The sequence below is a fragment of the Bacillus sp. TL12 genome, from assembly GCF_022625245.1.
In the GTDB taxonomy this organism is placed as follows: domain Bacteria; phylum Bacillota; class Bacilli; order Bacillales; family Bacillaceae_G; genus Bacillus_A.
In genome coordinates this window covers 167,730-181,672 of record NZ_JAJJBY010000008.1, presented here as the reverse complement: position 1 = coordinate 181,672, position 13,943 = coordinate 167,730, and the positions used below count along the sequence as shown (strand labels likewise).

Sequence of the window (13,943 nt, the reverse complement as noted above, 5' to 3'; positions counted from 1 at the left end):
ACCGATTACTTTTGATATACTTTGTAAGGTGAAAGGTACCTCCCAATCCCCTGACTTTATCATTGTTCCATTTGGCTCTACTATACAAATACCTAATTGCGATAAATTTATCTTTTCCAAAGCGGGAATATAACTGGCGCTTTGCCCTTTAGCAGCATATGATCTATACTGAGTTACCCATTGATCTAGATCTAAGCAAGCTTTTTTTTGACTCTCAACCTGAACGCTATACTCCTTTATCATTTAACCATATTCCTCCGTTCTATTAATTCTATACAGTATGAATTTTTCTTAATGGATAATAGACAATAAAGTGCAAAAAACATTGTCAAGGCTATTCCCTTTTCCTATAGATTGATAGGTTATGTCCTAAAGGTATAGCATATTCAAGATTTATGATTTTTATCCCATAGCCTAATCAGTTATAACCTATATGAATCTCCCGGATAATTGAGTATGACCAACTCAAAAATTGTTATTTTTTCTTAACCTATCCATATACATGACTAAACATATATTCACTTGATAGACCTTTGCTGTTTGAGAAATCGTTTTAAAGAAATATACCATTACTTTTGCTGTTGTTCAGACCCCTCTTTTCAGCCTCTTAATATAGTTGCAATATATTAATACCTTTTATTATCCTGCATCAATTAGTTGAGAAAGAATCTGTTCCAAAGTTCTTAAGTTACGACACTATTTTTTTATGTAATCAATTATTTTTGCACTAGAACCAAGAAAGATATTCAGACATATTACAGTCTGAATATCTTTTTTGGTTACATACTTTTCTTTTTTGAAGTTGAAGTATCCTGATAATGCTCCCAACATTCAACATTTTCAAGTCCTTTAATGCTTCCTTTATAAAAAATAGGGTCTTTACCAGCTTTTTTCTGTTTCATGTAATCCTGTAACGCAGCAAAGGCTATTTTTGATAGTAAGGTAATAGCAATTAAATTTATAATAACCATAAAGCCCATAAATAAATCCGCTAAATCCCATACAAGTTGGATTTTTGCAACTGAGCCGAATACAATCATAGCTAACACACTTATTCGGTATACCATCAACCATACTTTACTTGTGTGTAAGAATCGAATATTTGTTTCTCCATAATAATAGTTACCAATTAACGCACCAAATCCAAATAGGAAAACAAAGATAGCAAGACAGCCCGATGCCCAAGGGCCGATATGTTCACTTAATGCTGCTTGTGTAAGTGCAATTCCATTTAGCTCTGGTTGTTTGTATGCATCAGAAAGTAAAATAATAAATGCTGTGCTTGTACAAATGATTAGTGTATCCGTTAATACACCAAATGCTTGAATAAGTCCTTGTTTCACCGGATGGCTTGTTGTTGCTGTTGCAGCAACGTTAGGCGCACTTCCCATACCAGCTTCATTTGAGAATAAACCACGTTTAACTCCATGCATGAGTGCTGCACCGATTGAACCGCCTGCTATTTGTTTAAAGCCAAATGCGTTTTGAACAATAAGAGAAAGAACTTCCGGCATTTTTGTTATGTTCGTAATTACAACAAATAATGCAACTCCAATGTATAAGACTGCTAGAAACATCACCTTGTATTCTGCCATCTTTGCAATACGCTGTACACCACCAAAGATAATCGCAGCGAAAGCAAGTGCCATGATAATCCCTACAGTTAAACGATCTGTACCGAATGAGTTCTCAAAAGCAATTGTAACGGTATTGGATTGTACAGAATTGAATACAAGACCGAAAGTAATCGTAATTAAAATAGAGAATATTACTCCCATCCAACGTTTGTTTAACCCTTTTTCCATATAATAGGATGGACCGCCGCGGAAACCATCTTTATCTTTTACTTTATATATTTGCGCTAATGTACTTTCAACAAAGCTGGATGCTGAGCTAATAATAGAGATAATCCACATCCAAAATACCGCTCCAGGACCGCCTAGTGCAATCGCAATCGCAATTCCTGTGATATTTCCTGTTCCAACGCGAGCGGCCATACCAATACAAAACGCTTGAAAAGGAGAAATTTGGTCTTTAGAACTATCCTTCCCTTCCATTAACACACGGACCATTTCCTTTAGCATTCGAAACTGTACAAATTTCGATTTAAATGTGAAATAAATTCCGCAAACAACAAGCATAATAATTAACAATTTAGACCATAAAAAAGCATTCGTTGACCCGACTAGATCCACCAAAAATTGTTCCATATCATCACCTCATATCAAAATTTCATATCCCCTAATCTATATAAAATCACCTTTATTTTCTGACATAACTAACCTCATTTCATATACACATGCAACAAAGACAAAAATTTTCTATGAAAATGGTATTTCCTCTTTTATACGAATCTCCATAACATGTAACTGTACACCGGTCATCTTAAAGGACCTGACTCTTCTACATATAGATGCTCTAGCTCCTCCCGCAAAAAATAGTTTTTATCCAGAAATGTGGCTGCACCATCATGCTTATTCCATATGTCGGATTTTGAAATTGGACTTGTATAGATTCTTTTTGTCTCTTCTTAATATTTGTATGGATATATAAACTGAATTATCAAAAAATACAAAAACGATTAGAAGCGCTTTCAAATCTAAACTAATAGAAACGTATCTTTAATTTATAATCAAAAGTACAGAATCTGACCAAAAAGTACAGTTTTTTATAAAAAATTTTTAAAATATTTAAAAATTCATTATCACCTCTATATTCATTTCACAAACAATCTTCTCGTGATAACCGAAGCAATTCAAAAAAAAAGAAATCTAACCAGCTATAAAGCCACTAGATTTCTCTTTTTTCTTAATATTTCGCATGAATGGTCAATTCACTTTATTAACCTTATTCAAATTATTTTTACGTTGTTATCCATTCGTTTCGCAATATCCCCATTATGATACGATCAAAACTCATCCCATCCCGCTGAACAGCTTCTCTCATACATCCCTCCACTTTAAATCCAACCTTTTTATATACTTCAATAGCCGTTTTATTATAAGAAATAACATCGAGCCCTACACGATGTAAGTTTAATTCATAGAAAGCATATTTCAGAATAAGGCGTAATCCTTCCGTACCATATCCCTTACCTCTATAATTTTTATCACCTATACCAACTGCTAGCAAGCCAGCTCTATTATTCCACTCTATACTATGAAGTGCCACAAAACCAATTAGAATGTCTTCTTGAATTGTTCTTAACATGAATGAAACACCATTTGATTTCCGTCCTTTTAATAGTTCATGCTCCTTTATTTCATGTAAAGATTGCGGAACTGCAGCATCCGTATCTACATTCCTTAAATACTCACTATCCTCTTGCCACATAGCCATTTGTTCAATATCTTCAGCTCTAATTGCTGCTAATTTAATATTTTCACCTAAGAAAAGATTATTCATTTCAAAAATCCCCCTTTTCAATTATGGGGATAGTTTCATAGCTTATCTAACCTAGCTATCCCCATTTTCCATAAACACTAATGACAGTGGGATACTTACAATAAGCGCTAACATTGGCACATCTCCTTTTAATATGATTATATTCATTTTACATATTTCAGATTATTCATTCAACTGATTTTTTAATTCCTCCCTGTATGGATATAACTCATATTCACTATTTTAGTCTTTTCTATGTTTTTACTCGTTGTCATTAATATTATGATTGTGACACAGCTTAAACATTTGAAAGAATATAAAAACAAACCAACTTATCACAACTATTATAGTAAGGACTCTTTCCTCTTACATGTAAAACAAATATTTCTCCACTTAATACATGTTCTCAATTGACACTCTTGTTACATCTATGAACTGCTGTAATGGTGTAGTGATCCATTTATCTTTATGCCACGCAATTTGTGTAAAAATAGGAGCGATTGTATTCTCTAAAACTAACTCCTTCATTACACCTTGTTGTATATCTTTCTCCACTACCATCGCCGGTAAAATCGCTATACCTAAGCCCGCGATAACACATTGCTTAATTGCTTCCACACTAACAAACTCAATTTTATTTGCAGGATATACATCTTCTGCACGGAATAGTTCCTCAAATATAGTACGATAAGAACAACCAAGTTCTGTTAAGAGAAGTGTTTCACTTTCTAAATCCTTTGTACAGATTATAGATTTTTCAAGTAAAGGATGCTTAGGAAATGCTACTATTTTCAATTCTTCTCGAACTAACGACTCTACATGCAAAGCATCTTCTATTTTACATTCGTCTAAAATAAAGGCTAAATCTAGTTTTCCTTCCATTAGTTGCTCTTTTACAGCTTCATTTGAATGAACAGGTTTGAATATCAGTTTGATTTGCGGAAATTTTGTCTTAAATTCCTTTAATATTGAAGGAAGTCGATATGTACATTGACTTTCTTGTGCGCCGATCACTAGTGTGCCAGATGTCATTTGCTCATCTTGCACAACCATTTTCGCTTCGTAACTTAACGCAATCATCTTATCCGCATATACTTGAAACTTCCGCCCTGCTTCCGTCAGAAAAATGCGTTTTCCTAATCGTTCGAACAATACTGTTCCTAGCTCAGCTTCCAATGCTTTTATTTGTGCCGTTACACTTGATTGAGCAAAGTTCAATATTTTTGCAGACTGTGTAAAGTTCAAGTTTTCAGCCACTGTTTTGAATGTAATTAATTGTTTTATCTCCAAAACCCTCTCCTCCTTCTAATCGATATTTTCGATTGATTCTATCCAAATAATCACCTTTCCCTATTGATATATGTATTGTATGATAAGAAACAATAACAAACAATATCGGTGTACTACTGGAGGTATTTCAAATGAAAGCACTTTGTTTCAAAGAATTCGGAAATGCGGATGTATTACAGTATCAAGAAGTATCTGATCCAACTATAAAACCGAATGAGATTCTTCTTCGCACAAAAGCAATTGGCTTAAACTTTGCTGATATATATAGACGTAGAGGTAACTATCATCTTGTTGGTAACCCTCCCTATATATTAGGATATGAAGGTTCAGGAATTGTAGAGCAAATTGGTACTGAAGTTACCGATGTTACGATTGGAGATCACATTGCATTTGCTGATGTACCATTCGCAAATGCGGAGTTAGTAGCTGTTCCAAAAGAAAAAGCGATTCCACTCCCAGACTCAATTTCCTTTGAGACAGCCTCTTCCGTTTTATTACAAGGGTTAACAGCACACTACTTAACACAAGACAGCTATAAAGTAAAAGCTGGTGATATTGTATTAGTTCATGCAGCAGCTGGAGGCGTTGGCCAACTTCTCATACAAATCATCAAAATGCAAGGCGCACAAGTCATTGCTCTTACTTCATCTAAGGAAAAAGCAGACGCAGCCTATTCAGCTGGAGCAGACCATGTATTTTTATATTCAGAATCATGGTGTGAAGAAATACTCCAAATCACAAAAGGTCATGGCGTAGATGTTGTATACGAATCAGTAGGTTCTACATTAGAAGAGAGCTTTAAAACCACACAAATTGGTGGTACCGTCGTATTTTACGGAATGGCTGGTGGCGATCCTGCCCCTGTTGATCCACGAATGCTGATGGACACTTCGAAAACTTTAACTGGCGGGGATCTTTGGAATGTACTCACAACGTATGAAGAACGAAAAACACGTTCACAGCAACTATTTGATTGGATTACTGTTGGAAAATTACATATCCAAAATCCAACTACATTCTCTTTAGAAAATGGTGCTGACGCACATCGATTATTAGAAAACCGAAAAAGTACAGGGAAGATTTTATTAATACCTTAATGATTTCAAATCAAAAAGGTAGCTAGAGGATTTCTTCTAACTACCTTTTTGTATTACTCAGAAAAAGCTTCCGAATACTGCACAATTCCTTGCACATTTTGAAGAGCATTTTCCTTTAACTCCATTGCCATAAATACTTCATCCGGCACATCAAATGGTGCACGTATATGCCATAGGCTAGCAGGTTTAAAGCCAAATTTCGGATAATAATCTTTATGCCCTAGTACGATTACAGAATGATATCCTAGCTCTTTTGCTTTTCTTAACACACTAGAAATCAACAAACTTCCAATTCCCTTTTTCTGATACCCTGGTGCAACAGATACTGGAGCAAGTGCCAGCGAATCTACAGTTGCACTACCATCTACTATTTTAATTTTCGATAATAGAATATGACCAACAACTTCTTTATCTACCGCTACTAATGACAACTCAGGAATAAATGCGTTAGATTTTCGAATTCGATGTACCAATTTATGTTCTGTTTGATCACTAAATTCTTCATCTAAAAATGCTTGTTGTACAACTTCTTCTGTTTTTTTATAATCTTCTTCACGTTCTTGTCTAACAATTATCGTCATAACTTTTCAACCTCTATTCTTTCTTATTTCTTTTTGAATTTTACGAAGCGCTTTTTTCGAACCACGCTCGATATCATGCTGCATTTTTCGTTCTTTATAATCCACAAACAATGTGTCTACATCATACCCTTCTGGATATAATTCCTTTGCCTGTACTTCTAAAGAAATTCGTTTCACGTTTACTTCAATGAATTCACCATTATAAAATACAACAACATTGTGGAAATTGTCTTTTTCTCTATACACAATTCCAAAATCATCATAGTCTAATAATTTTACACGGTCGCCCTTTTCATACTCATGTTTCTCTTCTATTTTCTCTTTCACAACCTTAGGCTTTCTTATTCTACTTTCATTCAGTTTTTCTAAACGATACTCTTTATTTTCCATATAACCTTTTGCTCTTTGTAATACAGTTTCTTTCACATTCATTTTTCTAGAAATCCATAGAGCGTTACTCTCCCCCGACTTCCCAATCATTAACTTATACATCGGTTCCAATGTCTCACTATTAAATTGCATCGCTGCATTCATAAAGTCACTATGCATTTCTGAAAAACGCTTAATTTCACCATAATGAGTAGTCGCAACGGTAATACAGCCCATATGGTAAAACTCTTCTAAAATAGAAATCGCTAGCGCAGCTCCCTCATTCGGTTCCGTACCGCTGCCTATTTCATCAAATAATAAAAGCGTGTTATTATTTGATACTCTCATAATTTCTGAAAGATTTTTCATATGAGAAGAAAATGTACTTAGTGCATTTTCAATACTTTGATTATCACCAATATCTACAAAAATATTTTCAAAAACCGCAATCTCCGTTTCCTTATCTGCTGCAATATGGAATCCTGACATTGTTGCTAATGTTACTACACCTATTGTTTTCAAAACAATCGTTTTCCCACCAGCATTAGGCCCTGTAATAATTAAACTTCGGTAATCTTGCCCAATTTCAAAATGAAGTGGGACAACTTCTCCTGATAAAAGTGGATGCTTGCAATTCACTAACTTTACATACCCTTGATCATTTAATTTCGGCTCTATCCCGCCAATATGTTTACTAAATTTCGCTTTCGCAAACACCATATCGTATTGACTAATTAGTTCCATATTAATCTTGATGTTATAAATGTCCTCTAAGATCATTCCTGATAAAGTGGCTAATATTTGATATTCTTCCATCGCTTCTTCCGCTTTTAAACTTGCTAACTCCACATTTAATTTTGTCACTGTATGTGGCTCTATAAAAACGGTAGAGCCTTTAGAAGAAACTTCAACAATCGTTCCAGCAACTTGATTTTTATAGGAAGCTTTCACTGGAATTGTATATCGATCATCTTTTTTACTAATAAAGAACTCTTGAATATACTTTTTATTTGTACTACTATTTAAAAATTTATTTAAACGTTCTTTAATTTTTCCTTCTACTGATTCAATGCTATTTCGGATTCGTTTTAATTCTTTACTTGCAGAAGAGTCTACGCTATTTCCTTTTATCGAATAATTAATTTCCTCTTCTATACTTTTAAATTCGGACATGGAATTCGCATATGATGCCAATACTGGTGCAAAAAATTCTTTATCGAGCATAAACTTCTTAACCTTTCGGCATCCTCGTAAAAAATCTGATACACTAACTAGCTCGGCCGGATCTAGAATCATTCCCTTTTCCAATTTTTGAATTGTACTATCGATATTAGAAATTCCAAAAAAAGGTATATTCCCTTCTGCATCTAATATCGCTCGCGCTTCCGTTGTTTCATTCAAACGATTTTTCACTACTTTGATACTTGCGCTAGGCTCCAATTTATCTAACAATTGTTTTCCTAATCCACTCACACAATACGATTTAACTATTTGCTTCAACTCGTTATATTGCAACTTTTCAAAAGTCATTTTATTCAATTTCTATTCTCCTCACTATGATTTACTCACATCAAAAATGAAGATACCTACCCATTAGATTTCAATGAGTTGTAAATAATTAAATTTTCATATGATAAAAATAAACACAAAAAAGCTGCGGAGACACCGCAGCTTTTTACATTTACAAGGCCTGTGCAAAATATAAGGAAAGAAACCATCACCAAAAACACATGGCTATTCCATCATCATTACACGCTTTATAAAGTATTGTAGGTATCTTCATAGGTATTCGAAATAAATCCATGACAAAGTTAGGGGTATGAAGTATATAAAAATCCCCTGTTCTCATCAGATTTATTTCATTAAATTTTTCCTATTTAGAACCTACCGCACTCACAAAAAGCACCTCTCATTAATTTATAATTATGTTCATTGAAATCTAATTTATTGAAATTATCATACTATATGTTATAAAAGATGTAAAGGTGCCATACTGTAATACTTTAGTCGTAAGTATATGTATGGACTGTTTATTCAACGTATTACGGATGTTTTCTTATTCAACATTCGATACAATTATATATAAGTAAAGTGAATAAGGAGCGATTTATATGACAGAACTACAAAAACAATTCTTTTCCAGATTAAATATACAAGAAAGAGAATCCATTTCATTTGAAGATTTAAACGACATCCTTCATGCGATGGCTCAAGCAGTTCCATTTGAAAATTTGGATATTATTCAAGGTACAGTGAAAGAAATATCAAAAGAACATCTCCAAGAAAAAATCTTAGTTAATAATCGCGGTGGTCTTTGCTATGAATTGAATCCAACGATGTACTACTTCCTTAAAGATTGCGGTTTTGATGTTCACTTAGTATCAGGAACAGTTTATACTGCCGCTTCCGGTACCTGGGCTGTTGATTCAGGGCATGTGGCAACCGTTTTAAAACATAATACTGAACTTTATTTAATTGAAGTCGGTTTCGGTTCAAATCTTCCCCTTTCACCTGTTCCTTTCACAGGTGAGACTGTTCATTCCGTTACCGGGGACTATCGCATCCGAAAAGAAACAACTGAAAAAGGAAATTACATTTTAGAAATGCGAAAAAGCAATGAGTTTCTAGATGCCGCTTCCTCTCAAGACTGGACATTAGGTTATGCATTTTACAAGGAAGCAGTTGACGAAAGAAAATTAAATGAAGCACAAAAAACAATTGTAGAACATATAGACTCTCCTTTTAACAAAGTACCTCTTACCGTAAAACTAACTTCTGATGGGCACGCTACTTTAACAAAAGATCATTTTACAGTAATAAAGCAAGGAGTACAGAGTAAAGAAGAGATTACAAAAGAGCAATATTCAGACCTATTACACTCGACATTCGGTATACTATTATAATCGACATGATAAAAAGTCTTACCAATGGCGGCAAGACTTTTTATTCCCTCCGATTTACGTTGATTTTTTATCTCGAATTCTACCATTGTTAAAATACAGAAAAATAGGCAGCGGAATAACGATAAAACCTAAGCTTTTAATCATTGTATTTTTCGCTTCTTGTTTAACTGTTTCTTTTCTATCTTCTACATTCCGATCATATTCTGCACGAATTTGCTCTTCACTTACCGTTTGTTGTGAATCTTTCGCTTCTACTAATTTCATCTTTTGAAATGAATCATAAGATTCGTAGTAAGAAGGTGGACTGATATAATCTGATAGTCCCATAAATATGCCAATTCCGCCTCCAATCGATAACATCAAAGTCGCAAATAATACTAAATGTACATATAATTGTCTAAACACATCTTCCTCCCCCTCTTTTTTCCATTTCATGATCGCTAACAAAATAAATACGATAATCGCAAGTGGTAAACCTAACAGAATGAATGGGATTAGAATCAATACATTCCCCTCCTTACTTAAATATATTTTCCGTCTATATATACATGCACAATCCTTTAACAAATAATTACTTATGATATAACGACACCTATGCTCTCTATTTTTCTATAGTGCAGCAGGGATTCTTTGCAATTTGTTGTATTTCATAGTTAGATAGAATATACAAAATACATATTTGGGAAGGAAATGATTATGACAGAATTTAAAAATAGAATGGACGTACCTAATCAGGAAAAGTGGGATTTAACAGATATTTATAAAACAATGGAAGACTGGAAAAACGACTATGAAAAAATTGAAATTTTAACAGAGGACTTAAAAGAATTCAATGGAAATATCCATGATGGTCAAAGTTTACTTGCTTATCTTACAAAAAGTGAAGAAGTATCCAGTTTGTTCAGCCTCGTTTATGCCTATGCAAGGCTGCAAGCAGACCTTGATACACGTGATACGGAAGCGCAATCTCTTGTAGATCAGACATCACAATTACACGTTAAAATAAGCGCGGCTCGTTCCTTCTTTTCTCCATTTTTACTAAGTATCGATGAGAAAACATTACATTCTTATATAGAAGAAAACGAAGGCTTACAATATTATAAAGAAGACTTATTAGAATTATATCGATATAAGAAACATGTGTTAAACAAAGATAAAGAAGAAATTTTATCACAAATGGGCGAGGCTCTCTCCTCTCCTCAACAAACATACGGAATGCTCAATAATGCAGATATAATATTTGGAGAAGTGACAATCGATGATGGAAATAAAGTAAAGTTAACACGCGGCATGTACGCAAAATTAATAAAAGACGAAAATAGAGAGAAGAGAAAAGAAGCTTACAAAGCATACTATCAACCATATGTGCAACTAAAAAATTCTATCGCTTCTACTTTAGCAGCGGCTATTAAAAATAATGTTACCATTTCCAAAATTAGAAATTACCCATCTGCTTTAGAAAAATCTTTATTTGGTGATATGGTTCCAAAAGAAGTATATGATAATTTAATTCATACAACGAAAAAGAACATTACATCTCTACATACATATAATCATTTACGAAAAGAAAAACTGCAACTAGATGAATTAAGACAGTATGATTTAGGCGTGGACTTAGTAAAAGGTGTAAAACAAAATATTCCATATGATGAAGCCTATGAAATTATGCTTTCAGCCTTAGCTCCATTAGGTAACGACTATATTCAAGTACTTCGAGAATTTAAAAACAAACGCTATATAGATGTGAGAGAATTACCTGGTAAACGTTCTGGGGCTTATAATTTCGGAGTATATGGCATTCATCCATTTATCCTTTTAAATCACCATGATGACTTAAATAGTCTATTTACACTAGTTCATGAATGTGGACATGGCATGCATACTTATTATTCGCATAAGTTTCAGCCAAGAATTTCTGCTCACTATACAATCTTTGTAGCAGAAGTCGCCTCTACGGTGAATGAGGTTCTTTTAATTCACCATCTATTAAAAGAAGCAAAAGAGGTAGACATACGCAAGCATTTAATCAATCATTTCATTGAACAATTTAAAGGAACGTTCTTTACACAAATTATGTTTGCTGAATTTGAAAAGATTATGCATGAAATGGCGCAGCAAGGAAAACCACTAAATGTGCAATCCTTTAGTGATGTTTATGAAAAATTATTTAGAGAATACAACGGTGATACACTCGTATTCGATGAAGAAGTAAAATACGGATGGGCTAGAATCCCTCATTTTTACAGACCATTTTACGTTTATAAATACGCTACCGGATTTGCTTCGGCAATCCAAATTGCAGATCAACTGTTAAGCGATGACCCTATCGCTAGGCAAAATTATATCGAATTCTTAAAAGGCGGAAGTTCGGATTATCCACTCAACCTTTTAAAGAAAACAGGTGTAGATTTAACAACGCCACAACCAATTGAAAGTGCACTAAATCGTTTTAATAAACTAATTGAGGAATTTTCATCACTGTAACAAAAAAGCCTCTCACGCTAGAGGCTTTTTCAAATTCATTTTTCTTCTAATAAATCTTTTGCCATCTTTCGAAACTCCTGATTAAATGCATCATTTATTCCGTTTTGGACATTTGAGAAAAGAATGACAAAAATTTGCTTATCCCAATCGAAATTATTAAATGTATTCCATCCAGCTAATACACCATGGTTATGGTAATAATCTGGATAAATATAAAAACTAAATCCGTATTTCCTTGCGGGTGATACAGTGAACATATATGCTAAACTTTGTTTCGAAAGTAACTTCCCCGCCATAATTGCTTCATCTAACCTTTTCATATCTTCTACAGTTGTATACATTTCACCACAACCATATAACCAGTTCATTCTTAACTTAGGAGCAGATACAAATTCATTCTCTTTCTTTGTATAACCTTCTGCGAAAAATATATCTTCAGGGAACTTTGCACCCATACCAGATTCATGCATTCCAACTGGATTAAAAACATGTTCTTTTACATATTCAGCTAATGGTTGCTTCGAAACTTGTTCTACAATATAAGCAAGTACCATATAATTATAGTCTGTATATCTCCACCCTGCCCCTGCAGGGAATTCAAGGTTTTGCGAACCAATCCATGTCACTAATTTTTGGCGTGATGCTGCATCCACTTTCCCTTTCCCTTGCTCCGGTAGTCCAGATGTATGCGTTAATAAATGTCTCAAAGTAATATTTTTATTCGCCGGGAACGAAGGGATATATGTATTCACATTATCTTCTATATTCAACTTTCCTTTTTCTTGTAACTGTAATATAGATACTGCAACTACTGTCTTAGTAATAGAACCGATACGATATTTCGTTCTTGGTGTTGTTAAAACTTTATCTTCCATATTTGCGTATCCATAGCCTTTTCTCAAAATCACCTTATTTTTATCAGTTACAAGTACCGTTCCGTTAAACCCTTTTTCTTTTAAATATTGATCTAATTTTTCCGCTGCAACCTCATAACGGGTATGCTGCTCTGTATTTACTTTTAGCTTATCATTTTCTGTTTTACTATTAAAATCTGAAAATACTTTTAATGTCTGTGTCTTATTTTTATTTGTTTGCATGAACATATATACACTTAAACAAAAAATTGCGATAATAAAGAAAATGGTTACATATTTCTTAGACATACAGGAGCCCTCTTTTTATTCATTTTGTATTGATTATCATTCTCATCTATATATTCATTCTACCTCTATTCATTGAAAAGAAGACCTTAATTTTTGCTTAATTCTATAAATGAACGAACCTACTTCTCTACCTCCCAAAAGAATTAACCATATCGGAAAGTTGTTTAAGGTTAGCTTTCCATATTCAAATTTTTTACCACTTTTTATTGTATTTACTTTCTTTTAAAATTTCCAACCTACAATCTAATTCGTCTAACTATAATTTCGTTTTTTTATGTAACATTCATTACAATTAGTATATAAAGTAAAGCTTTCATCACTGGAAGTATACTACCCCACAATAGCGAGATAAAGGAGGAACTCTATTGGGAAACATCGATAAACGAAATCGACTAGATCTCGAAATGTTCAGTTATCGAACAAATAAAAATAACATGGTTTTTATTGAATATTACGGAAAACAAATTATGATTTTAAAAGGGAAAGAAGCAAGTGCTTTTCTAAATAAAATACATCTTGCAAATAATGAAAAAGAACGACAGCTCATTATGGCCAAGATAACAGGGAATTTCAAAAGAGGAAATGAGCGGAAAAGAAATAATACTAAGGATTAAGTTTATTTATCTCACTATTTATCAGTACTCCCATTACGACAAAAGTTTCTATTGATAT

General features: G+C 33.5%; 12 protein-coding genes. 4 read left to right on the top strand and 8 right to left on the bottom strand.

Going from position 1 to position 13,943, the window contains the following annotated elements; all coding sequences use genetic code 11:
- The 4 genes from LOK41_RS10555 to LOK41_RS10540 all read right to left on the bottom strand — a co-directional run.
- Positions 1–243: glutaminase (locus tag LOK41_RS10555; RefSeq protein ID WP_241816419.1), on the bottom strand; the 243-nt coding region annotated here is incomplete at its 3' end.
- A gap of 536 nt (positions 244–779) precedes the next feature.
- Positions 780–2,210 (bottom strand): alanine/glycine:cation symporter family protein, encoded by a 1,431-nt coding sequence (locus LOK41_RS10550; RefSeq protein WP_241816418.1) that lies wholly within the window; start codon positions 2,208–2,210, stop codon positions 780–782.
- Between the two features lie 652 nt (positions 2,211–2,862).
- On the bottom strand, positions 2,863–3,405 hold the full coding sequence (locus tag LOK41_RS10545; protein ID WP_241816417.1) for a GNAT family N-acetyltransferase: 543 nt from the start codon (positions 3,403–3,405) through the stop codon (positions 2,863–2,865).
- Between the two features lie 372 nt (positions 3,406–3,777).
- Positions 3,778–4,674, bottom strand: a complete 897-nt coding sequence (locus LOK41_RS10540; RefSeq protein WP_241816416.1) for a LysR family transcriptional regulator — start codon at positions 4,672–4,674, stop codon at positions 3,778–3,780.
- A 131-nt stretch (positions 4,675–4,805) separates the two neighbouring features.
- Here LOK41_RS10540 and LOK41_RS10535 point away from each other — a divergent pair, with 131 nt between their 5' ends.
- Positions 4,806–5,771, top strand: coding sequence for a quinone oxidoreductase family protein (locus tag LOK41_RS10535; RefSeq protein WP_241816415.1), 966 nt, complete (start codon positions 4,806–4,808; stop codon positions 5,769–5,771).
- A gap of 53 nt (positions 5,772–5,824) precedes the next feature.
- Here LOK41_RS10535 and LOK41_RS10530 read toward each other — a convergent pair whose 3' ends face one another.
- A complete protein-coding gene (locus LOK41_RS10530) occupies positions 5,825–6,352 on the bottom strand; it encodes a GNAT family N-acetyltransferase (protein WP_241816414.1) in 528 nt (175 codons plus the stop codon).
- Positions 6,353–6,358: 6 nt separating this feature from the next.
- The gene (locus tag LOK41_RS10525; protein ID WP_241816413.1) at positions 6,359–8,260 is read right to left on the bottom strand and encodes an endonuclease MutS2; all 1,902 of its coding nucleotides are present in this window, start codon (positions 8,258–8,260) and stop codon (positions 6,359–6,361) included.
- Between the two features lie 572 nt (positions 8,261–8,832).
- Here LOK41_RS10525 and LOK41_RS10520 point away from each other — a divergent pair.
- Entirely contained in the window at positions 8,833–9,624 is a 792-nt protein-coding gene (locus LOK41_RS10520) for an arylamine N-acetyltransferase family protein (protein WP_241816412.1), read from the top strand.
- A 54-nt stretch (positions 9,625–9,678) separates the two neighbouring features.
- On the opposite strand, the gene LOK41_RS10515 is transcribed toward LOK41_RS10520, so the two are convergent.
- Positions 9,679–10,128 carry a hypothetical protein gene (locus LOK41_RS10515; RefSeq protein ID WP_241816411.1) on the bottom strand — a complete coding sequence of 150 codons (450 nt, stop codon included), beginning with the start codon at positions 10,126–10,128 and terminating at the stop codon, positions 9,679–9,681.
- A gap of 192 nt (positions 10,129–10,320) precedes the next feature.
- Here LOK41_RS10515 and pepF point away from each other — a divergent pair, with 192 nt between their 5' ends.
- Positions 10,321–12,108, top strand: a complete 1,788-nt coding sequence (pepF, locus tag LOK41_RS10510) for an oligoendopeptidase F (protein ID WP_241816410.1) — start codon at positions 10,321–10,323, stop codon at positions 12,106–12,108.
- A 35-nt stretch (positions 12,109–12,143) separates the two neighbouring features.
- Here the strand turns inward: pepF and LOK41_RS10505 are convergent, their stop codons facing one another.
- Positions 12,144–13,271, bottom strand: a complete 1,128-nt coding sequence (locus LOK41_RS10505) for a serine hydrolase domain-containing protein (RefSeq protein ID WP_241816409.1) — start codon at positions 13,269–13,271, stop codon at positions 12,144–12,146.
- 365 nt (positions 13,272–13,636) lie between these two features.
- On the opposite strand from LOK41_RS10505, the gene LOK41_RS10500 reads away from it, so the two are divergent.
- Positions 13,637–13,885, top strand: a complete 249-nt coding sequence (locus tag LOK41_RS10500) for a hypothetical protein (protein ID WP_241816408.1) — start codon at positions 13,637–13,639, stop codon at positions 13,883–13,885.
- Positions 13,886–13,943: the final 58 nt, after the last annotated feature.